The following is a 20,630-nucleotide window of genomic DNA, read 5'->3' as shown; positions in this document are numbered from 1 at the left end:
GGAGTGATTTTTCAGATACTGATAGAGAACACGAACGAACGCAAGAGGTTGGACACTTCGCCACGTAGCTGTTCGACTGCGGGGAGCAACCGGCTCTCCTGCTCCAGGGGTACTGAAATGGCCATCGCAGCAGCGGTGAATCCGGCCGCGATCGGGATGGCCGCGCAGACCGTGCCCAGCGCGTACTCCTGTCGTTCGATGACAGGTTCCATCCGTTCCAGCGACCGCAATCGTTCGAGGAGTGCCGCCCGGTCCCGCACCGAGTAGCGGGTCAGCGGGCGCACAGGGTAACGATCGAGGTGGTCCTCGCGGGCCTTCTCGTCGAGCTGGCTCAGCAGACACTGGCCGATCGCGTGGGCGTGCCCGGTCTCCCGGAAGGAGGCCCATTCCGTGACGGCGGGGGTGGCCGGGTCGTCGGCGACCGCGAGGAGGTCGATCTCGCCTTCGCGGTAGACGGCGCAATACACCGGTGCGCCGATGATCTCGCGCCAGCGGCTCAGCGAATCGGCCATCCTGCTGCGGCGGTGCCGCAATGTCCCTTCGCAGGCCAGGCGTTCGGCGGCGGCCCCGAAGAGGAACAAGCCCTTCTCCCGGCGCAGATAGCCCTCGTGCGTCAGTGTGCGCAGCAGGTGGTAGGCGGTGGGAAGGGGCAGCCCCGTCTCCCTGGCCAGTTGTTTCGCGGGCGCCCCGTCCCGGTGGGCACCCACGGCCTCCAGCAGTCTCAGCGCTCGCTGAACCGAACCGATCAGCGTCGGGACAGCAGTGCTCGATGCCGCGGTCAACGGTCACCCCCAGGCATGGTGACGGGCAGTCAGCCCGCCTGTGGGGGCCGCCCCCACCGACTGCCGCACGACTGGGTCCGGAGAGTGAAAGCCGTACAAACCACTGGTCAGCTCGGTGACGGTCGGTTGATTCCCAGATGGTGGCAGTGAATTGTCACTGTATCGGCCGGGTCCGCACGGAGCGTTGTTTCGTCCTTACGCTTAGCTCAGCCGGGCTAATCCCCGGCCGGCTTCCGATCTTCCTACCAGTCACCACGTGAGGAGGACGACATGAACTTGCGTACGACGAAGATGAGCCCGCCGACCAGGATCACGAATACCAGGATCTTGAAGAGCAGACTGATCACGAATCCGACCACATTGGCGATCAGACCGCCGAACACGACGATCGCGATGACCGGCAACGCGATCCACTTCACCCACCAGGGCATCCCGGCGAATATCTCCCGCACAGCCATCGTCCTTACCTCGTCTCTGTGAGTTCCTGCCTTCGATGCTAGAGGCGCGGCAGGGTCCGGCGGCGGTTCCGCGGCCCTTGAAGTCCCCTGATCGACCCCCTAGGGATCCCTGAGACCGGCCACCCGCTCTTCGGCCTCCGCTCCCCGGAGGGCGGGGAGCGGTTCCCGGGGCGACGGGAATCAGCTCTCCGACGGGAATCAGCTCTCCGGCGGGAATCAGCTCTCCGGCGGGGAGAAAACCACCATCACCCGCAGGTCCTCGGTGATGTGGTGGAACTTGTGGGCGACCCCTGCGGGCACGTACACCACGCTTCCCCTGCCCACCTGCGTGGTTTCCATGCCGACCGTGATCGCCGCACGCCCGCTGACCACGAAGTAGACCTCGTCCTGGTTGTGCGGCTGCTGCGGGTCGAGCTCACCGGCGTTCAGCGCGTACAGGCCGACGGACATGTTCCGTTCCTTCACGAACTGCAGGTACGCGCCGTCGTTGGCGGCCCGCTCCGCCTCCAGTTCGTCCAGTCTGAATGCCTTCATGGCCAGTCCGTCCCTTGCCTCTGCACTGCCGGTGTCCGCCACCGATCATGTCTGCCACGATCAGACACATGAAGAATTTCCTAGTCAAGACGATCGCCAACGCGGGTGCCCTGGCCGTGGCCGTCTGGCTGATCCAGGACATCACGCTGACCGGCGGCAGCACCGGTCGCAAGGCGCTCACGCTGATCCTGGTCGCCCTGCTCTTCGGCCTGGTGAACTTCGTGGTCAAGCCGGTCGTACAACTGCTGACGCTGCCGCTCTTCATCCTCACGCTCGGGCTGATCACCCTGCTGGTCAACGCGGTCATGCTGCTGCTGACCTCATGGCTGGCCGGTCTGTTCGACCTGAGCTTCCATGTCGAGGGCTTCTGGACCGCCGTGCTCGGCGGACTGATCATCTCGATCGTCTCGTGGGCGCTGAACGCGCTCCTGCCCGACAACGACTGAACGACGTCCGCGCACCGCTTCGACAGCAACCGGAACGGTGCGCACGGAACCGGTGGCACACCGGAGAGCAGCGAGGATGAACCATGAGCACCCTGGGCGACGGAACCCGGGCGGTACGGGCCGGGCTGCCCGACCCGGAACAGTTCGAGCCCACCCTGCCCGGCCCGGTGTTCGCCGCGCACTTCCACCTCTCCGGCGAGCCGACCGGCCCGTACACCTACGGCCGGGACACCAACCCGACCTGGACCCTTCTGGAACGTGCCATCAGCGAGCTGGAGGCGCCGGGGGAGGACGTCGGGACCACGGTCTTCGCCTCCGGGATGGCGGCGGTCTCGGCCGTGCTGCTGTCCCGGGCGCGCACCGGCGACGTGGTCGTGCTGCCCGACGACGGCTACCAGGCCCTGCCGTTGGTACGGGAGCAGCTGGAGGCGTACGGCGTCGAGGTGCGGACCGCGCCGACCGGCGACGACGGGCAGCTGGCGGTCCTCGACGGGGCGAAGCTGCTGTGGATCGAGACCCCGTCCAATCCGGGCCTCGACGTCTGCGACGTGCGCCGGCTCGTCGACGCGGCGCACGCGGTCGGCGCCCTGGTGGCCGTCGACAACACGCTCGCCACCCCGCTCGGCCAGCGGCCGCTGGAGCTGGGGGCCGACTTCTCGGTGGCCAGCGACACCAAGGGCATGACCGGGCACGGCGACCTCCTGCTCGGCCATGTGACCTGCCGCGATCCGGAGCTGATGGCGGGGGTGCGGCGCTGGCGCAAGGTCGTCGGCGCGATCCCGGGGCCGATGGAGGCCTGGCTCGCGCACCGTTCGCTGGCCACACTGGAGCTGCGGATCGACCGGCAGTGCGCCACCGCGCTGACCCTGGCCGAGGCGTTGTCCCGGCGGCCGGAGATCACCGGGCTGCGGTACCCGGGGCTGCCCTCCGACCCCTCGTACCCGCAGGCCGCCGCGCAGATGCGGCGCTTCGGGCCGGTGGTGTCGTTCGTCCTGCCCGACCGCGGACGGGCCGAGCGTTTCCTGACCGCGCTGCGGCTGGTCGACGACGCGACGAGCTTCGGGGGCGTGCGCTCCACCGCCGAGCGCCGGGGGCGGTGGGGAGGCGACGCCGTGCCGGAAGGCTTCATCCGCTTCTCGGTCGGCGCCGAGAACCCGGACGACCTGGTGGCCGACGTGGAACGGGCGCTGGACACGGCCGCGGCCGGCAGCTGACCGGCCGACGGTACGGCGGTCCGAGCCTCCCCCCTCGCGGCTCGGACCGCCTCCGGTTCTCCCTGCGAAGAACCGCCCAAGCCAGGCTAGTTGACCCTCAGTCAGTGTCCAATCACCGCAGCGACAGCGACCTATCGACATATTTATAGTTGTACGGGCCCGAAGCGTCGCGAAGGTGGGAGGGACCGGACATGGACCTGGCCCTGTTGCGCACGTTCGTCACGGTGCACCGGGCCGGTTCCTTCACCAGGGCGGCCGCCCTGCTCGGCCTCTCCCAGCCCGCGGTCACCTCACAGATCCGCACGCTGGAAAGACAGCTGGGCCGGCCGCTCTTCCTGCGCAGGGCCCGCGGGGTGACCCCGACGACCATCGGCGACGAACTCGCGCACCGGGCGGCCCCGCATCTGGACGCGCTGATCGAGATCACCGAGGCGGAGCTCGACGAGGAGTCGGGCGTACGGACCCTGCATCTGGCCGGGCCGCCCGAATTCACCTCGGTACGAGCCCTGCCCGCGCTCACCCCGTTCGTCGCCCAGGGGCTGGCGCTGCGCAGTTCCTTCTTCGCCCGCGCCGAGGAGGCGCTGGAGGGCCTGGCGGCCGGGCATCACGACCTGGCCATCGCAACGGCCCGTCCGCGCGGCGGGCTGCTCACCGCGACCCCGCTCTGCGACGAGGAACACGTGCTGGTCGCCGCGCCGCGCTGGGCCGGACGCCTCGGTCCGGGGACCTTGCGGCACAAGGGGCCGGTGGTGCTGGCACAGCTTCCGGTCGTGGAGGTCCACGAGAGCCTGCCGCTCGTCTCCCGCTACTGGACCGCCGTCTTCGAGAGCCCGCCCGCCGTGTCCGGGACCGTCATCGTGCCGGATCTGCGGGCCGTCCTGGAGTGCACGGCGGCGGGCGCCGGCCTCGCCGTGCTGCCGCGCTACCTGTGCGAGAGGGCGCTGGAGCGGGGAGAACTCGTGGCCCTCCTGGATCCCCCCGTGCCCCCGCTGCGCACCTATTTCCTGGCGGTGCGCACCGGCACCCTCGCCCTGCCGCACCTCGCGCGGGCGCACGAGGGGCTGCTGCGTGCCGCCGCCGACTGGTGAGCGCATACCCGCCCAGGACCGGACGAGTGTTTCAGAAGCGGTTCAGTGGGCCACTCTCTTGCCATGACCGAACGTCCTGTGGTCAAGCGCACCGCACGCGCCATCCTGCTCGACGGCAACGACCTGATCCTCATCAAGCGCACCAAGCCCGGAGTGGATCCGTACTGGCTCACGCCGGGCGGCGGGGTCGAGCCCGAGGACGCCACCGTCGTCGATGCCCTGCACCGGGAGGTGGACGAGGAACTCGGCGCCAAGATCACCGATGTGGTCCCCTGTTTCGTCGACACCGTGGAGCACATCGAGGGCGGTGGGGTGAAGGGAGTGAAGGTCCAGCACTTCTTCGTCTGCCGACTGGAGTCGATGGATCTGTCCCGGCGCCACGGCCCGGAGATCGATGACCCCTGCGGGGAGTACGACGTCGTGCGGGTGCCGTTCAGCCGCATGGGGATCGCCGCCGTCCACCTCGTACCGCTGTCGCTGCGGCACTACCTGGACGGCAACATCGAGGGCGTACGGGCGATGCACGCACCCGACCTGGGCTGACCGGCGACAGCCTCGGCCCGCCCTCGTTACCGTTCTGGTTCTCGCTCCCGCCCTCGATCCCGTCCCGTCCTCGTTCTTGGGCGCGGGTCGTCGTCGGCTGGGGTCGTGGGCGCGGTCCGGGCCGGGCCCGGGGTGGTCGCCCGGATCAGCCGTGGCCGGTCCCCGTCAGCTCCTCCAGGTAGTCGTGCCGGATGCGCTCGGCCGGTATGCCGACCCCTCTCAGCACGTCCACGCCGCTGCGGATCATGCCGGGCGGGCCGGAGAGATAGGCGTCGTACTCGTGCCACGGGCCGCACGCGCGCACGGCCTCGGGCAGCAGCCCCTGCAGGACTCCGTCCTCCCCCCGGCCGGAGGCGACCACCGGCCGCACCGCCAGCCAGGGGTAGATCCGCTCCAGCTCGGTCAGGGTGTCGATCTCGTACAGGTCGTGATCACTGTGCGCCCCGTAGAACACCTCCACCGGACGCCGGTCGCCCCGCTCGGCGACCTCCTCCACCAGTGCCTTGATCGGGGCTATGCCCGTGCCCCCGCCCAGGCAGAGCAGCCCGTGGTGGGTGGAGTGGTCGACCGTCATCCTGCCGGTGGGCGGGCCGAGGCGCACGACGTCCCCCGGCCGGGCCCGGTGCACCAGGGCACTGGAGACCCAGCCGGCCGGGACCGCCTTGACGTGGAAGGTGAGCAGACCGTCGGGGCGGGGCGCCGAGGCGAAGGAGTAGTGCCGCCAGGTCCGGGGCCACCACGGGGTCTCCACGGCCGTGTACTGACCTGCGAGAAAGGGGTAGGCGTGGTCGGGACGGAGCGTGAGCACCGCTATGTCGCGGGTTCTCAGCTCGTGGAAAACGATCTCCGCATGCCACCAGGCGGGGGCCCACTGCTCGTCCTCGGCAGCCGCGTCGATCATGATCTGCGACATCGTGGTGTAGGCGCGCACCCATGCCGCTTCCGCCTTCTCGTCCCACGTGGCGGTCGCATACCGGCTCAGGGCACCCAGAAGCGCCTCCCCCACCGCTGGATAGTGCCCGGACAGCGTGCCGTACTTGCGGTGTCCCCGGCCCAGTTCACCGAGGTACTCGGTCAGGGCAACGGGATCGTCCAGTCGATCGGCCGCGTTGAGGATCGCGCGCAGGAGCCGGTCGCGCTGGGTGTCCATCGCGACCGGGAACAGCTCGCGCAGCTCCGGACGCCGGACGAAAAGCAGGGCGTAGAAGTACGAGGTCACCTGGTCGGCCACGGGTGAGATCTCGGTCAGAGTGCGATGGATCAGAGCCGCGTCGGCAGATCTGTGTGTCGCGTCCTCGGTCCACCCGGTGGCCGGAGCATCCATCCTGTGCCTCGCCTCAAACGTCTTAATGGTCGCCTTACGTACCCACACGGTCCGCAGCCCTGTCCATGGGTGCGGTCGGGACCCATCGGCAGCCGCCCGGTGAGCTCTGCCACATCCCTCGGTCCAGCATGCCCTGCCCCACGTACGGGCCGGACGGAACAGCAGGAAGTCCGGTTATCGAAACGACCTTCCGTCCGGCTCTCTGCCCCGCGACCGACCTGCGGAATCCATCACGCGCACTCGGACTGTGCCGGTTCCGGCAACCGCCCTCGCAGCCGGACGGAACGGCGTCCCGCTCCGGGGAGGAAGCTCGCGGAGAAGGCGTGCTGTACGCCGAGGCCAGTACGCGCGGTTACTCCCGCTGTGGGACGTCCTCTCGCCTCGGTGCGGGCACCGTGTTTCACGTGAAACCACTCAAACGCTCCCTCCGCCGCGGTCTCCTGGTGGCGCACGTCTCGATATCCGTGAGCTGGCTGGGACTGACCGTCGGGCTGCTGACGCTCGGCATCACGGCCTTCCTCACCGAGGAGCCCGCCACCGCACGGGCCGCCACCCTCGCCATGAAGGTCTTCGGTGACTGGCTGGTCGTACCGGTCGCTCTGCTCTCCCTGATCAGCGGCCTCGTCCTCGCACTCGGCACCCCCTGGGGGCTGGCCAGACACCGATGGGTCTGGACGAAGTTCTGGCTCACCCTGATCACGACGGCACTGTCCGTGTTCTCGTTGCGTCCCGGCATCGACGAGGCAGCGGCACGCGGCACCGTCGACATCGACCTGGTGGTCGCTCCGTCGGTGGCGACGGCGACCTACCTGTTCATCACCGCGATATCGGTACTGAAGCCCTGGGGGCCGACCCGTCGCGGTCGACGGCAGCGTCCGGCTGCCAGAACCGGTGAGGCAGCTGCCGGGAGCGGTAAAGCAGTGGACGTGCGAACACCACGTCGGACAGCCTGACCCCCATGCCCAGCTCACTTCCCCGCCCGCCCGCCGACTCGCCCGTGCGGCGCCTCACCCCGGGTGACCTGGTCGCCTGCGCCGATCTCTGCGAGGACCGGGGCTGGTCCCGCGACGAGCACAGATGGGGTCTCCTCCTGGCCGCGGGAACGGCTTACGGCATGGACGACCCCGAGGGAAAGGGGCTGATGGCCACCTGCGTGGTGACCTCCTACGGTTCGCGGCTGGCCGCCATCGGCATGCTGCTCGTCGCGGAGCGGTACGCGCGGCAGGGCATAGGCCGACGGCTGATGAACCATGTGATGGCCGGGACCGGGGACACACCGCTCAGCCTCCATGCGACATCCGCGGGGCAGCCTCTCTACGAACAGCTCGGATTCACTGCCGTGGGCCGCACCGAGCGGGTTACCGGCCTCTTCCGGCCGACCGGGGACAGCTCCCCCACCGTGTCCGTCCGCCCGGCCTCGGCGGAGGACCTGCGCACCCTGGTCCGGCTGGACGCGGAGGTCTTCGGCACCGACCGGACCCACGTCCTCGCCCGGCTGCCCGCGTACGCCGACCACATCCGGGTCGCCGAGGACGGCGGAGACCTCGTCGGTTACGCGGCGACCTGGCCGAGCGGAGGCACTCAGGTGGTGGGCCCGCTGATCGCTCGTGACACCGCCACGGCCCGGGAACTCGTCGCCTCTCTCGCCGGGACGACGGATCGCCCCCTGCGCACGGACATCGACGCACGTCATTCGAAGCTGCTCGACTGGTTCGGGGAATGCGGTCTGCGGCCCGGCCCCACGACCACGCTGATGGTTCGTGGGGCTTCCGACCTGCCCGGGGACTGGAGCCGCCGCTACGCCCCCCTGACCGTGGCGATGGGCTGACGACCGATCCGGTACCGAAGACCCCGACGGCACGGAGCACGAGCGGCGGGGGTTTTACTTCCCAGGGGATCGCCGCAGCGCTTCATGCGCGTCCCCATGCCTGCAGTCACTGGTCAATTGGCACGCCGGGGCTGTTTCGGAAGTCGCCTACCCTGAATGAAAGCGGCTCCGACCCGGAAGAGAGACCCATGACAGCGACGGACCCCGCACTGACCGCCCTCGCCCAGGGCTGGTGCGCCCTCTCCCTGCTTCACGGGAAGATTGAGGCCCGCATCGAGCGGGCCCTGCAGTCCGGGCACGGTCTCAGCGTGCGGGAGTACTCCCTGCTCGACGTCTTGAGCAGGCAGCACAGCGGCCCCGGGGGACACCTCCAGATGAAGCAGGTCGCGGATGCCGTCGTTCTCAGCCAGAGCGCCACGACCCGTCTGGTCACCCGTCTCGAGGACCGCGGGCTGCTGACCCGGTATCTCTGCGCCACCGACCGTCGCGGCATCTACACCGATGTCACAGAATCCGGTCTCGCCCTGCTCGCCGAGGCCCGGCCGACCAACGACAGCGCGCTGCGTACCGCACTCGACGAAGCCGCCAGGAACCCTGAGCTGGCCCCGCTGGTCGAAGCCGTCGAAACGCTGAAGGCCCCCGCACCGACCGCGTGAACCGAACAGGTCGCCACCGACCGCGCGAACAGGCCGAACCCGGGTGCGCCACCCGGTCGTTCTGCATAGTCTGCCGATCATGAGCCACCTGGAAATAAGCCCTGCGGGCCTTACCGACATCCCGGCGATCGTGGCCATGCTCGCCGACGACCCACTGGGGGCACAGCGGGAGTCGCCGGACGACCTCGCCCCGTACCGCACCGCGTTCCAACGGCTGGCGGACGACCCGAACCAGCATCTGGTCGTCGCCGTGCGCGAAGGCCGGGTCGTCGGAACACTGCAACTGACCGTGATCCCGGGGCTCTCCCGTCGCGGCTCGACCCGCTCGGTCATCGAGGGCGTACGCATCCACGCCGATGAGCGCGGCAGCGGCCTGGGCACCCTGCTGATCGAATGGGCCGTGGATGAATCCCGGCGCCAGGGCTGCCAGTTGGTCCAGCTGACGTCCGACGCCACCCGGACCGACGCCCATCGTTTCTACGAGCGGCTCGGTTTCACCGCCAGCCACGTCGGCTTCAAACTCGCGCTCTGATGCGTGGTCCGAGGCCCCGCTCCGTCCAGCTGACGGGGACACGGACCGCTCCGTGCCCCCGCGCCCCGCTGGACCGGGAGGCGGCGGCCCGATCGGGCCGCCCGTGTTTCACGTGAAACGTGACGCTCAGACCTCCAGGCCCCGCCACCCGCCCTCGTCGACACCGCCGGGAACCGCCGCTGCGGGGTCGTACGGCTCCCGTGTGAAGACGAACGAGCCGAGATCGAGGTGGTTCACGCTGCCGTCCTCGTTCCGGACCACGCGCAGCGTCTCCCCCGCGTAGTAGCCGTCGAGACCGACCCAGGTGCCGTCGGGCCGTGCGGTGAACCGGGCGCCGCGGCCACTGCCCTGCATCGGCCGGAGTTCCACCCCGCCGCCCGCGGTCATGCGCAGGATGTTCGCCCGGGTGCCCCAGTACCAGGGGCCGGTCAGCGCGAGCAGTTCGGCGTCCACCTCCGGCAACGGACGCCAGGGCTCGGGGATGCGGGGCTCGGCCTCGGCCACGATGCCCACGAGATCGGCGGCGACGCCACCGACCATCACACCGGCCGTCGTATTGGTGAGCACGACGGCCGACACATCGTTCTCGATGTCGATCCACAGGGATGCCAGGAAGCCCGGCAGCGAGCCCATGTGCCCGATGAGCGTACGGCCGTCCACCCGCAGCACCTGGAGTCCCAGCCCGTATGCCAGCTCCCAGTCAACGGACTCGCCCGGCGCGGACGGTTCGCGCATCTGCCGCACGGAGGCGGCGCGGAGCACCCGGTCGTCCCCCTCGGCCAGGAAGGCCGCGAAGCGCAGGAGATCACCGGTCGTCGACCAGAGCTGGCCGGCCGGGGCCATCAGCCCGAGGTCCTCCACCGGTTCGGGAAGCATGACATCGGCCCAGGGGTGCACGGCCCAGCCCCCCGCGTGCGGGGACTGCGGCTGGGAACTCGTACGGTGCATGCCCAACGGCTCCAGGATCTCCCGTTGCAGCACCTGCTCCCAGCTCGCCCCGCGCATCTTCTCGATCAGCGCGCCCAGCAGGGTGTAGCCGGGATTCGAGTAGTGGTAGCGGTGGCCGGGGGTGTGTAGCCGCGTCTGCTCGCCGAGCACGTCGGCCAGTTCGGGCCGCAGTGCGCCCGGCGTCCGCTCCCACCAGGGTCCGGGGGATTCGGCGGCGAGTCCCGCGCTGTGTCCCAGCAGTTGATGGACCGTGACGTCACCGACGCCGGTGCCCGGCAGGTGTTTCTCCAGCGGGTCGTCCAGGTTCAGGAGACCTTCGTCCCGCAGGCGCAGCACCAGCACCGCGGTGAAGGTCTTGGTGAGGGAGCCGATCCGGAACTGTGTGTCGGTGTCGGGGGCGTGGTCGTCGATGCAGCTGCGGGAACCGCTCCAGACGATCTTTCCCTGTCGCTGCACTGCGGCGACGAGCGAGGGCGCGCGGCCTTCCGACTGCGCGGTGGCGATGCGGTGCAGCAGGGCGCGCCGGGTACCGGGAAGCAACTGTTCGGATAGGGAGGTCATGCTCAAGAACTACCTGGAGAAGCCTGCGGCGGCGACCTCATTTCAGGGCGCTCCGCGGTCCCGGCCAAGGGCGTGGCCGGGACCGCGTGCCCATGTGGCCGCCCGCTCCCGCGCCGGGCTGTACGGGCTGGTGAGATCGGCTCTCCACGCTGTTCGGCGGCCGGTCGGGCCGGTGACGAGAGTCGGCGGTCGGCCTTCGGCACCGGCCCGAGGAGCGAAGGCGGCTCAGTCCTCCCAGTCCTCGTCCTCGCCGCCGCGCATGACGCGCCAGCCCTTGATGTTCTCCTGCGCCTTGCGGGCCAGCTCGGCGTACTGCACCGGGCATTCCCACAGCTCACGGGCCGAGAGTTCGGCGGGCACGGGAGTGTCCGGGTGGTCCTCCGGCGCGTACAGGTGGACCACCGCGCGGTACCGGCTCTGCACGGAGCCGTCCGCGGTGGACCAGGGATGCCTCGGGTGGTCGCAGGAGACGTCCAGGTCGACGGTGTCGAGAGCGGCGACCAGATCACGGGCGTAGGAGGGCGGCAGCCCCTCGTAGGTCTGGACGATGCCCATCCACATGCACAGGAACAGGCCGAGCCGCTCCTCGTCCCGCACCTGTCCGGAGAGCCGACGACGGGCCGCCCACAGCGCGACCGGGCCCGTGTTGTTCTCCCAGGTACGGCGGATCGACTCCTGCACCGCGACGATGTCGATGCCGCCGTCATCCCGGACGAACTCCGCGTCGAGGTGGGAGACGTCGACGCCGCCGAAGATGTTCCGGTACGCCTCACGCACGTGGCCCGCGGCCTGGTCGACGAGGTCCGCGAGGAACCCCTCGCAGTCGAACGCCACCAGTTCCTCGCCCTCGAGACCGTAGTCCTCGGCGAACACGGCCCGGCCGGCCTCGGTCAGCAGACTCACCCCGGCCTCGATCCCGTACTCCGAGTCCAGGTCCGAGGGATGGGAGTCGGCCGGGCAGGTGCAGGTGGCCGGGTCCAGCGTGGCCCGGAACCCGTCCAGGGCCTCCGTGTACGACACGAACAAGGACTTGTTGAAGACGCGTGCCGCCACGTACCAGCACGTGGCGTACAGGAGGATCGCGTACCCGGTCCGCTCTCGGCGGCCTTCCGGGGAGCCGACGCGGCCGAGCGCGTCCGACGCATCGTCGGCGAGAACGACGAGGGTCGCCTCGGGATCCACACAGGGGTAGTCACTGACGATTCCGGACAGGTCGGAGATCAGTTCGCTGTGTTCGTCAGTCAGAGCAGGCGTCACTTCAGTCACACCTGTAACCGACGATCAGGCCGTACGGGGTGGTTCCCCGGTACGCGGGCGACACCGTCTCCCGCGTCCACTCCGTTCCGCCGAGGGTGAAGACCGGCTCGGCCTGGCTCGGCGATCACTACGTTCCGGCTCCATACGGTGGGGCCCTGCACGCCTTTCACCACCCGTCGGCCGATCAGACCGTGCTCCCCGACGTCGGCCACCGCCCCCGGCGCGCGCAGCGGGCCTGGCGCGACATCGTCGGCCTGCTCGCCGAGTGCCTGCCCGGGACGAAGTGAGCCGGAGCGTCGGTACCCCCACCGTCGTCGCGCACCCCGCGGACTCCCCTGGTGCGTGTCGTTTCCCTCGGGGTGCGGGAATGTTCCGGCGGCCGGCTTCGTTGCCTCTGCGCCCTGCACGTCGCGACTCCCGGGAGCATCGTGTCCGAAGCCATGTCCGCCATGTCCGCCGTCTCCACCGTTCTCCCCGCGCTTCCGGCCCTGAGCGCACAGGCCGAGCGGCTGATCGAACTGGGGGTGCACGAGATCGCCGGACTGTCCGTCGACGATCTGCGTACCTTCGCCGAGGCCGCCGAGCTCCCCGCGGGCGGCGACGGCGCCCTGCTCGCCGTTCACCCGGACCGGGCTCCTGCCTCCGCTCTCGCGCCGCTGCTCCGCCGCGACGGCAAGCCGGGCTTCGTCGTCACCGACATGCCCGATGTCGACCTCTTCGCCCCGCTCGACACCGTCGCCCTGCCCGATGCTCCGCTCTACCTCCTCACCGGCGTCGACCGAGGCGACCAGATGGCCGACTGGAGCCCGAACGAGGCGCTGCCCGCCCTCACGGCGAAGGCCCGAACCCCGCTGCTGCTCACCGAGGGCATCCACTGGGTGATGCAGCAGCCCGCCGTCCTGGAGCGCAACCACTGCTTCATGACCATCGGCTCCCGGCTGCGCAAGACCGACAGCGCGCTGGACGCCCGCACGCCGGCGATCTGGATCAGCAACGGCACCGGACGGGACGGCCGCGAGCGCCGCAACGCCCCCAAGGTGGGCTGGTGCTGGGCGGGCAACCGGCACACCTGGCTGGGTTTCGCCTCCGCGACGAACCGCCTGGTCCAGGGCCTGTGAGCAGTCACGGGCCTGTGAGCAGTCGTGGTCATGCGACGTGACGGAGTCCGCGGAACCGGATGACCGACCGCGCGGCCAGTGCCTCGGTCCGATCGGAGGGGATAGGGCGAGGACGAAGCAGCAGAACGGCCGTCACAACCCGCTCCGAGAACCGGAACACCACCGCCGAGAAGTCCGGCACCACGAACGAGGACCCGCGGGACTCCCCTGGTCCGCGGGACTCCCGTGTAGGGAGCGGATGGAGTCCGGCACGTCTACTTACGATGTGTGCGTAGACGAGCACTCTCCCCGCTCAGCAACTCTTCCTGGTTCAGCACGCTGGGGTTCTCGGGCCGGAGCAACTGCTGGGCAAGGAGCTCGGAGCGGGTCAGCTCGAGCAACCGCCCCATCCAGTTTCGTCCCCGGCTGTCGGGAACGTCTCTCCAGAAGGGTGAGTCCGAGAAGCCGGTGTAGCTGATCCTGGCGTCCCCTGTGGAGACGAGGACCTGGGCGAGTTCGGGGTGCTGAGTGAACTTCGCACGAAGGAGCCCTGCCATGACCGCGAGCCGAACGAGGGGCCAGTCACTCCGGTGCGTTGCCCGGCCACCCAGGTCATGCGCCTCTCTGCCGGAGGCCGCCTCCCGGATTCTGCTTCTGTCAGAAGCGTCGGCCGCCGACAGCGCCCAGTACCCATGCAGTACGGACGCATAGGACTCGCCGGCGAACACGATCTGTGCGGGGAAGTCGTTACGGAGCATGAACAGCCCCGGCTGCTCAGGCCATCCCTGTGAGTAAAAGGTTTCGTGCGAGATGAGAGCCGGTCGGCCGGGTTCTGAAGGGTCGTCGGCATGCTGGATGGCTCGCCGCTCCTGCTCCCTCTGGACTCCCTGATCTCCGCGGCTGAAGTAGTCCAGGACGTCCTGATGCATCTCCGCCGTCACTACCGGGCCATCGCCGTCGACGGCCTCACCAATGTTCGTGAGCAGGATCCGCAAGGGACGGTCCTGGCGGTCCATGTCTCCGAGGACGTAGATCCGAAGATGCGGCGGAACCGCCAGATATGCCTTCCGGAGAAGTGCTCGGTTGGACTCGGACGGCTCCTGCTGAAAGCGTCGGATCGCCTCCCGGCAACGTTGCCCGGCAGTTGGCCGCTCATTGAGTGCTTCGATGCGATCAGCGACTTCCAAAAGAAATCCCTCTGGTGTCAGCGGTTCGGCATGACGGGAGGCCCACTTCGATGGTTCGTCGGGAAGCGGTGGAGTCTCAGGGTTGCTCACCGCCAATCGACCCGTTGCCAGCATCTTCGCGAGACCGACCAAGTCCGTACGTTCTCCGCAGATGATCGCTCCGTCCGCGAAGACGATCAAGTCGTCGAGGTAATACTCACTGCCTGGTCGATACCGCCGCCAGACGTGGCACCAGGCCCCGTCGATCCTCTCTCCGTCCACCATCCGGTACGTCGGTCCCCGCCAAGTCATGGGCGCACGCTATCGCCTGCGAAACGATCATGGGAGTGGCAAAGGAGTCCCAGGGCGCCGCTTCTTGCCCGGCTGGGAACTGAGGTGGAACGCGATGGCTGAACCTGATCCAACAAGTCGAGTGGTAGCGGTCCACCGAGGTTTCAGACTCCCGAATCGCTCGGCATTGCTGATGTACCGCTGAGATACGGGCTCGATTGCTGGACTCAATCGGCCCCCTGCAAATCCTGTAGGTTCTCACTTTCGGTGTCAGGCGCCGACGCTGTGAGCTGGACGTTCCTCTTCAGTCTCACGACGTGTCGGCCGCCGGCTGTCTCAGATCGGTGTCATTTCCTCAGACTGCCCAGCCGGCTGCCGGACCTCATGAACCTGCATCGGCGGCCGTCCGTTCCATCCACTCCCGCACCTTCACTGCTTGCTCGATGCGGTTGACGATGTCCTTCTTGGACGCCGTGTCCAAGGTCTCCGGGATCTTGTCGAAGGTGTCGGGAAGGACGTCGAGGAGACCCCAGATCTGCTCGCCGGTGCTGACGGTCAGCAGTTGCTGGCACCTCCACTGCAGCGGCACCTCGGGACGGTGCGTGAGCCGCTGCACGAGTGTCGGGAACAGGTAGTGCGTCGCTTCTGCGGCGAGGTGCTCTCGTAGCCAGTCGACCGGGAGCCGCTGGCTGAAGCCATGCATAGCGGCCTCCTGGGCCAGGTCCAGGAGCTGAGCGGTGTCGACGGCTCGGACGGTGCGGGGAAGGGTCGGGGTCATGTCGCGATGATGCCAAGAAGCCAGTGCGGCGCCGAGTGAACCGCCCCGGGTTCGGTAGAGATCTCAGATTGTGGTTGTGACCTGGGGTTTCGTGGATTCCATGTAGTGATTGGCCTCGTATTCGGCGGGCGGGACGTGGTCTATCTCACCGTGAAGTCGGCGGTGGTTGTACCAGTCGACGTACTCGGCGGTGGCGAGCTCGACCTGCGAGAGCGTCTTCCAGGGCCTCTGGGGCTTGATCAGCTCGGTCTTGTACAGGCCGATCGTGCTCTCCCATCAGGGCATTGTCGTAGGCGTCCCCGACCGATCCGATCGAGGCGGCGATGCCGGCGGTGTCCAGGTGCTCGGCGAGCCGGAAACTCGTGTACTGCGAACCCGCATCGCTGTGATGGATCAACTCTCCCGGCCGAATGGGGTGTTGGTCTCGGTCGCGTTGCCAGATCGCCATCTCCAGGGCGTCCAGCACGAAGACCGTTTCCTTCGCGGTGGCCGCGGACCAGCCGACGATCCGGCGGGAGAAGGTGTCCACGACGAAGGCGACGTGGACGACACTGGCCCAGGTTTTGACGTGGGTGAAGTCCGCGACCCAGCAGCGGTTCGGGGCGCTCGCGACGAAGTCGCGGTCCACCAGGTCCGGGGCCCGCTCGGCCTGGCCGCCGGGAAGCGTGGTGATCACACGTCTGCCGCGGACCGCGCCGGCGATGCCGAGCTCGCGCATCAGGCGTTCGACGGTGCAGCGGGCCACGACGTGGCCCTGCCGGTTCAGCTCCCTCCAGATCTTCCTCGCCCCGTAGACACGGTAGTTGGAGTCGTGGACGTGCTGGATCAGTTCCTTCAGCTCGCCGTCCCGCACGGTCCTGGCGGACGGCACGGTCCGGCGCTTGTGGTGGGCGTAGTAGGTGGAGGGGGCGATCTTGCAGTCGTGTGCGCTCAGCACACGGCAGATCGGCTCGACGCCGCCGAAGCGGTCCCGGTGCTCGTCGATGAACGCTACGAGCGTGTGTGTGGCCGGTCGAGCTCGGCCGCGAAGAAAGACGCCGCGGCCTTCAGGATCTCGTTGGCCCGCTTCAGCTCGGCGACTTCCTTCTTCAGAGCCTTGACCTGGGCGGACTCTTCCGTCGTGGTCCCCGGACGGGTCCCCGCGTCGATCTCGTGCTGCTTCACCCAGTTCCGCAGCGTCTCGCGGGAGCCGATGTCCAGCTTCTCGACCACCGCCTGCAAGGCCGCGGTATCGGTCGGGTGGTCGCCGCGGACCTCGGCGACCATGCGCACCGCACGTCGGCGCAGCTCAAGCGGGTAACGGGAAGGTCGTGCCATGACTCGATCCTTTCATGAAATCGAGTCTCCACTTCACCCGGGGCGGTTCATAGGCTTCTGGCCCTTGTGCCAGCGGAACGTCCGCCACGGGCAAGCCGACTGCAGGAAGTCGGCAGGCACCGTACGCCAGTCTCGGTCCTCTACGAGAGCACCACGTTGATGACGGATACTCACCGTCGCAGCGACGTCCACCGCACCCCCAGCCCACGAGTGACTGCCCGTGTAGCCAAGGTGTCAGCGTTCGCTCCCCGCATGGAGAGGTCGCCCCTTACGTCACCCGGAAGAGTGAGCGCTCCGAGCTGCGAGTCTCATGATGGCTGCATAAATGCCATCCATATGCAGCTGGCGCTGAGATTATGAAGCTGGATTTGAGACCCTGCAAATCCCGTCGTCAGGTCTGGGCCATGTCCACGAAGCGCGAGTAGTGGCCCTGGAAGGCCACGGTGATCGTCGCCGTCGGACCGTTACGGTGCTTGCCGACGATGATGTCCGCCTCGCCGGCGCGCGGGGACTCCTTCTCGTACGCGTCCTCGCGGTGCAGCAGGATCACCATGTCGGCGTCCTGCTCGATGGAGCCGGACTCACGCAGGTCGGACACCATCGGCTTCTTGTCGGTGCGTTGCTCGGGGCCACGGTTCAGCTGCGAGAGCGCGATCACCGGGACCTCCAGCTCCTTGGCCAGGAGCTTGAGGTTTCGGGACATGTCCGAGACTTCCTGCTGGCGGCTCTCGGAACGCTTGGAACCACCGGCCTGCATCAGCTGCAGGTAGTCGATGATCACGAGCTTGATGCCGTTGCGCTGCTTGAGCCGACGGCACTTCGCCCGGATCTCCATCATCGACAGGTTGGGGGAGTCGTCGATGTAGAGCGGCGCGGTCGACACCTCCGGCATCCGGCGGGCCAGCCGCGTCCAGTCCTCGTCCGTCATCGTGCCGGACCGCATGTGGTGCAGGGCGACCCGGGCCTCGGCGGACAGCAGGCGCATGGCGATCTCGTTGCGGCCCATTTCGAGGGAGAAGATGACGCTCGGCAGGTTGTTCTTGATCGACGCGGCCCGCGCGAAGTCCAGGGCGAGCGTGGACTTTCCCATGGCCGGACGGGCTGCGATGACGATCATCTGGCCGGGGTGCAGGCCGTTGGTGAGGGAGTCGAGATCGGTGAAGCCCGTGGGCACCCCGGTCATCTCCCCGCTGCGCGAACCGATCGCCTCGATCTCGTCGAGAGCGCCCTCCATGATGTCGCCGAGCGGCAGGTAGTCCTCGCTGGTGCGCTGCTCGGTGACGGCGTAGATCTCGGCCTGCGCGGAGTTCACGATGTCGTCGACATCGCCGTCGGCCGCGTATCCCATCTGCGTGATCTTCGTACCGGCTTCGACGAGCCGCCTCAGCACCGCCCGCTCATGGACGATCTCCGCGTAGTACGAGGCGTTGGCCGCGGTCGGCACGGACTGGACGAGGGTGTGCAGATACGGCGCCCCGCCCACCTTGGTGATCTCGCCGCGCTTGACCAGCTCGGCCGCCACCGTGATCGGGTCGGCCGGCTCGCCCTTGGCGTAGAGGTCGAGGATCGCCTGGTAGACGGTCTCGTGTGCGGGGCGGTAGAAGTCGTGCCCCTTGATGATCTCCACGACATCGGCGATGGCGTCCTTGGACAGGAGCATGCCACCGAGGACTGACTGCTCGGCGTCGAGGTCCTGGGGCGGCACCCGCTCGAAACCGGGGGAGCCGCCCTCCCAGAGATCACCCCGCACCTCACGGTCGTGCTGCTCGCCGCGGTCCCTGCCCTCACCGCGGCGGCGACGGGAAACGGGCAGACGGTCGCCGGGACCGGTGTCGGCCCAGGGGTCGTCCAAAGGCTCGGGAATGCTCACCGGGCCACCTCCTCCCGTCCGCTCAGCGGACCTCGCCACGCCACTCTTTCTTACGGCACAGCACCGACAAACAAGACGCCCGACTCCGGTTCCGGCGCGTCGAGTTATGCGTGGTTCCAGGACCGGAACAGGGTGCGGGCGCCGGACCACGGTAGGCCGCTCCGCACCGTCAGCCAATCTGGTTATCCACAGGGCATGTGGACGACTGACCAGATGCTGTGGAGAACCCTGCAGAACCTGTGCACGGAGCGGGGGACAGCACTGTGGACAAACTCATAACCCCTCCGCCATCACCGTGCTGACCTGGGCTTTTCTCATCCACCGACTGTGGGGGAGAAAAACTTCGCGCGTCGGCACAAGATCACGACAAACAGCGCACGGGAGAACGCCCCACCCCAACAAAAGTAAGGACTGAGAGAGCATTGCATCTATTACCTGTGGAAGATTAGATTGACCCTCATGATCCAGGCCCCGGCATCGCCACCATCCAGTCGTCGACGGCACGACCGCGAGATCATCGCCCTCGCCGTCCCCGCCTTCGGCGCGCTTGTCGCCGAGCCGCTCTTCGTGATGGTCGACAGCGCCATCGTCGGCCATCTCGGCACCCCGCAACTGGCTGGCCTGGCCGTCGCCGCCGCACTGTTGACCACCGCCGTCAGCATCTTCGTCTTCCTGGCGTACGCCACCACCGCGGCCGTGGCACGGCGGATCGGCGCGGGCGATCCGGCCGCCGCCATCCGGCAGGGCATGGACGGCATCTGGCTGGCCCTGTTGTTGGGCATGGCCGTCATCGCCGTCGTGCTCCCGTCCGCCCCCTGGCTCGTGGACGTCTTCGGCGCCTCCGACACGGCGGCGCCCTACGCCACCACGTATCTGAGGATTTCCAGCCTCGGCATCCCGGCCATGCTCGTGGTGATGGCAGCAACCGGCGTGCTCCGGGGCCTGCAGGACACCAGGACCCCGCTGTACGTCGCCATCGGGGGCTTCGCGGCCAATGGGGCCCTCAACGCGGGACTGGTCTACGGCGCCGGGCTGGGGATCGCCGGATCGGCCTGGGGAACCGTGATCGCCCAGCTCTCGATGGCCACCGCCTACCTGATCGTGGTGGTGCGAGGAGCGCGGAAGCACGGTGCCTCGCTGCGTCCCGACGCCGCGGGCATCAGGGCCAGCGCCCAGGCAGGTGTTCCACTGCTGGTCCGCACGCTCTCGCTCCGTGCCGTCCTGATGATCGCCACGGCCGTCGCCGCACGCCTCGGCGACACCGATATCGCCGCACACCAGGTCATCCTCTCCCTCTGGAGCCTGATGGCCTTCGCCCTCGATGCCATCGCCATCGCGGGGCAGGCCATCATCGGCCGTTACCTGGGAGCCGGTGACACCGAGGGAGCACGCGAGGCCTGCCGCCGGATGGTGCAGTGGGGCATCGCCTCCGGAGTGGTGTTCGGGGTACTGCTCATCCTCGCCCGACCGCTGTTCGTCCCTCTGTTCACCAGTGATCAGGCCGTGCAGGACACCCTGCTCCCTGCGCTCCTCGTGGTGGCGCTGTCCCAGCCGATCGCCGGTGTGGTGTTCGTCCTGGACGGCGTACTGATGGGAGCGGGGGACGGGCCTTACCTGGCCTGGGCCATGCTCGTCACGCTCGCGGTCTTCGCCCCGGTCGCCCTGCTGGTGCCGGTGATCGGTGGCGGCCTGACCACACTGTGGTGGGCCATGACCCTCATGATGGCCGTCCGACTGGTGACGCTCTGGCTGCGCACCCGGTCGGGCCGGTGGATCGTCACCGGGGCCACGCGCTGACCCCGACCCCATGTCCGTGTTTCACGTGAAACGACGGTTTCACGTGAAACACGACCTCACCGGGGCGGTCCGTGGCCAGTGTTCCTCCCTTTCGAGAAATCACCGGACAACCGAACAACGGAAATGGCGAAGGGCCGCACCCC

General features: G+C 68.5%; 19 protein-coding genes and 2 pseudogenes. 11 read left to right on the top strand and 10 right to left on the bottom strand.

Going from position 1 to position 20,630, the window contains the following annotated elements; all coding sequences use genetic code 11:
• Positions 1–11 precede the first annotated feature (11 nt).
• The 3 genes from OCT49_RS17485 to OCT49_RS17475 all read right to left on the bottom strand — a co-directional run bounded on the left by OCT49_RS17485 (position 12) and on the right by OCT49_RS17475 (position 1,774).
• Positions 12–782 (bottom strand): IclR family transcriptional regulator, encoded by a 771-nt coding sequence (locus OCT49_RS17485; RefSeq protein ID WP_283852818.1) that lies wholly within the window; start codon positions 780–782, stop codon positions 12–14.
• A gap of 242 nt (positions 783–1,024) precedes the next feature.
• A complete protein-coding gene (locus OCT49_RS17480; RefSeq protein ID WP_283855831.1) occupies positions 1,025–1,234 on the bottom strand; it encodes a DUF5326 family protein in 210 nt (69 codons plus the stop codon).
• Positions 1,235–1,456: 222 nt separating this feature from the next.
• On the bottom strand, positions 1,457–1,774 hold the full coding sequence (locus OCT49_RS17475) for a cupin domain-containing protein (RefSeq protein WP_283852817.1): 318 nt from the start codon (positions 1,772–1,774) through the stop codon (positions 1,457–1,459).
• A gap of 68 nt (positions 1,775–1,842) precedes the next feature.
• Between OCT49_RS17475 and OCT49_RS17470 the strand changes: the two genes are divergently transcribed.
• The 4 genes from OCT49_RS17470 (at position 1,843) to OCT49_RS17455 (ending at position 5,065) form a co-directional block, all read left to right on the top strand.
• A complete protein-coding gene (locus tag OCT49_RS17470; RefSeq protein ID WP_283852816.1) occupies positions 1,843–2,220 on the top strand; it encodes a phage holin family protein in 378 nt (125 codons plus the stop codon).
• An 83-nt stretch (positions 2,221–2,303) separates the two neighbouring features.
• A complete protein-coding gene (locus tag OCT49_RS17465; protein ID WP_283852815.1) occupies positions 2,304–3,434 on the top strand; it encodes a cystathionine gamma-lyase in 1,131 nt (376 codons plus the stop codon).
• 191 nt (positions 3,435–3,625) lie between these two features.
• Positions 3,626–4,522, top strand: a complete 897-nt coding sequence (locus OCT49_RS17460; RefSeq protein WP_283852814.1) for a LysR family transcriptional regulator — start codon at positions 3,626–3,628, stop codon at positions 4,520–4,522.
• Positions 4,523–4,585: 63 nt separating this feature from the next.
• A complete protein-coding gene (locus OCT49_RS17455) occupies positions 4,586–5,065 on the top strand; it encodes an NUDIX domain-containing protein (RefSeq protein ID WP_283852813.1) in 480 nt (159 codons plus the stop codon).
• 145 nt (positions 5,066–5,210) lie between these two features.
• Here OCT49_RS17455 and OCT49_RS17450 read toward each other — a convergent pair whose 3' ends face one another.
• Positions 5,211–6,389, bottom strand: a complete 1,179-nt coding sequence (locus OCT49_RS17450; protein WP_283852812.1) for a globin domain-containing protein — start codon at positions 6,387–6,389, stop codon at positions 5,211–5,213.
• A gap of 404 nt (positions 6,390–6,793) precedes the next feature.
• Here OCT49_RS17450 and OCT49_RS17445 point away from each other — a divergent pair, with 404 nt between their 5' ends.
• The 4 genes from OCT49_RS17445 (at position 6,794) to OCT49_RS17430 (ending at position 9,405) form a co-directional block, all read left to right on the top strand.
• Complete coding sequence (locus tag OCT49_RS17445) at positions 6,794–7,342, top strand: DUF2269 domain-containing protein (RefSeq protein WP_283852811.1); 549 nt, start codon at positions 6,794–6,796, stop codon at positions 7,340–7,342.
• A gap of 5 nt (positions 7,343–7,347) precedes the next feature.
• A complete protein-coding gene (locus tag OCT49_RS17440; protein ID WP_283852810.1) occupies positions 7,348–8,217 on the top strand; it encodes a GNAT family N-acetyltransferase in 870 nt (289 codons plus the stop codon).
• A gap of 188 nt (positions 8,218–8,405) precedes the next feature.
• A complete protein-coding gene (locus OCT49_RS17435; RefSeq protein WP_283852809.1) occupies positions 8,406–8,873 on the top strand; it encodes a MarR family winged helix-turn-helix transcriptional regulator in 468 nt (155 codons plus the stop codon).
• 79 nt (positions 8,874–8,952) lie between these two features.
• Positions 8,953–9,405 (top strand): GNAT family N-acetyltransferase, encoded by a 453-nt coding sequence (locus OCT49_RS17430; protein WP_283852808.1) that lies wholly within the window; start codon positions 8,953–8,955, stop codon positions 9,403–9,405.
• 126 nt (positions 9,406–9,531) lie between these two features.
• On the opposite strand, the gene OCT49_RS17425 is transcribed toward OCT49_RS17430, so the two are convergent.
• The gene (locus OCT49_RS17425; protein WP_283852807.1) at positions 9,532–10,914 is read right to left on the bottom strand and encodes a serine hydrolase domain-containing protein; all 1,383 of its coding nucleotides are present in this window, start codon (positions 10,912–10,914) and stop codon (positions 9,532–9,534) included.
• A gap of 225 nt (positions 10,915–11,139) precedes the next feature.
• On the bottom strand, positions 11,140–12,171 hold the full coding sequence (locus OCT49_RS17420; RefSeq protein WP_283852806.1) for a hypothetical protein: 1,032 nt from the start codon (positions 12,169–12,171) through the stop codon (positions 11,140–11,142).
• A 143-nt stretch (positions 12,172–12,314) separates the two neighbouring features.
• Here OCT49_RS17420 and OCT49_RS17415 point away from each other — a divergent pair.
• Together OCT49_RS17415 and OCT49_RS17410 are read left to right on the top strand one after the other, a co-directional pair.
• Positions 12,315–12,458 (top strand): annotated as a pseudogene (locus tag OCT49_RS17415) (dienelactone hydrolase family protein); the annotation flags it as partial.
• 153 nt (positions 12,459–12,611) lie between these two features.
• Positions 12,612–13,289 carry a DUF5701 family protein gene (locus OCT49_RS17410; protein ID WP_283855830.1) on the top strand — a complete coding sequence of 226 codons (678 nt, stop codon included), beginning with the start codon at positions 12,612–12,614 and terminating at the stop codon, positions 13,287–13,289.
• Positions 13,290–13,543: 254 nt separating this feature from the next.
• Here OCT49_RS17410 and OCT49_RS17405 read toward each other — a convergent pair whose 3' ends face one another.
• From OCT49_RS17405 to dnaB, 4 genes and pseudogenes are all read right to left on the bottom strand, one after another.
• On the bottom strand, positions 13,544–14,746 hold the full coding sequence (locus tag OCT49_RS17405) for an NADAR family protein (protein WP_283852805.1): 1,203 nt from the start codon (positions 14,744–14,746) through the stop codon (positions 13,544–13,546).
• Between the two features lie 361 nt (positions 14,747–15,107).
• Complete coding sequence (locus OCT49_RS17400; protein WP_283852804.1) at positions 15,108–15,503, bottom strand: hypothetical protein; 396 nt, start codon at positions 15,501–15,503, stop codon at positions 15,108–15,110.
• Positions 15,504–15,566: 63 nt separating this feature from the next.
• Positions 15,567–16,820, bottom strand: a pseudogene (locus OCT49_RS17395) (IS3 family transposase).
• A gap of 391 nt (positions 16,821–17,211) precedes the next feature.
• Positions 17,212–18,690, bottom strand: a complete 1,479-nt coding sequence (gene dnaB, locus OCT49_RS17390) for a replicative DNA helicase (protein WP_283852803.1) — start codon at positions 18,688–18,690, stop codon at positions 17,212–17,214.
• 459 nt (positions 18,691–19,149) lie between these two features.
• Here dnaB and OCT49_RS17385 point away from each other — a divergent pair, with 459 nt between their 5' ends.
• A complete protein-coding gene (locus OCT49_RS17385; protein ID WP_283852802.1) occupies positions 19,150–20,487 on the top strand; it encodes an MATE family efflux transporter in 1,338 nt (445 codons plus the stop codon).
• Positions 20,488–20,630: the final 143 nt, after the last annotated feature.

Origin of the sequence: Streptomyces sp. ML-6, assembly GCF_030116705.1 — a bacterium.
Taxonomy (GTDB): domain Bacteria; phylum Actinomycetota; class Actinomycetes; order Streptomycetales; family Streptomycetaceae; genus Streptomyces.
This window is presented reverse-complemented; position numbering and strand designations above follow the sequence as displayed.

Bases quoted from the DNA above. Each gene is read 5' to 3' on its own strand.
- OCT49_RS17425 (WP_283852807.1), bottom strand. From the start codon at position 10,914: ATGACCTCCCTATCCGAACAGTTGCTTCCCGGTACCCGGCGCGCCCTG.
- OCT49_RS17405 (WP_283852805.1), bottom strand. From the start codon at position 14,746: ATGACTTGGCGGGGACCGACGTACCGGATGGTGGACGGAGAGAGGATC.
- OCT49_RS17455 (WP_283852813.1), top strand. From the start codon at position 4,586: ATGACCGAACGTCCTGTGGTCAAGCGCACCGCACGCGCCATCCTGCTC.
- OCT49_RS17450 (WP_283852812.1), bottom strand. From the start codon at position 6,389: ATGGATGCTCCGGCCACCGGGTGGACCGAGGACGCGACACACAGATCT.
- OCT49_RS17430 (WP_283852808.1), top strand. From the start codon at position 8,953: ATGAGCCACCTGGAAATAAGCCCTGCGGGCCTTACCGACATCCCGGCG.
- OCT49_RS17470 (WP_283852816.1), top strand. From the start codon at position 1,843: ATGAAGAATTTCCTAGTCAAGACGATCGCCAACGCGGGTGCCCTGGCC.
- OCT49_RS17475 (WP_283852817.1), bottom strand. From the start codon at position 1,774: ATGAAGGCATTCAGACTGGACGAACTGGAGGCGGAGCGGGCCGCCAAC.
- OCT49_RS17440 (WP_283852810.1), top strand. From the start codon at position 7,348: ATGCCCAGCTCACTTCCCCGCCCGCCCGCCGACTCGCCCGTGCGGCGC.
- OCT49_RS17410 (WP_283855830.1), top strand. From the start codon at position 12,612: ATGTCCGCCATGTCCGCCGTCTCCACCGTTCTCCCCGCGCTTCCGGCC.
- OCT49_RS17435 (WP_283852809.1), top strand. From the start codon at position 8,406: ATGACAGCGACGGACCCCGCACTGACCGCCCTCGCCCAGGGCTGGTGC.
- OCT49_RS17385 (WP_283852802.1), top strand. From the start codon at position 19,150: ATGATCCAGGCCCCGGCATCGCCACCATCCAGTCGTCGACGGCACGAC.
- OCT49_RS17400 (WP_283852804.1), bottom strand. From the start codon at position 15,503: ATGACCCCGACCCTTCCCCGCACCGTCCGAGCCGTCGACACCGCTCAG.
- OCT49_RS17460 (WP_283852814.1), top strand. From the start codon at position 3,626: ATGGACCTGGCCCTGTTGCGCACGTTCGTCACGGTGCACCGGGCCGGT.
- OCT49_RS17465 (WP_283852815.1), top strand. From the start codon at position 2,304: ATGAGCACCCTGGGCGACGGAACCCGGGCGGTACGGGCCGGGCTGCCC.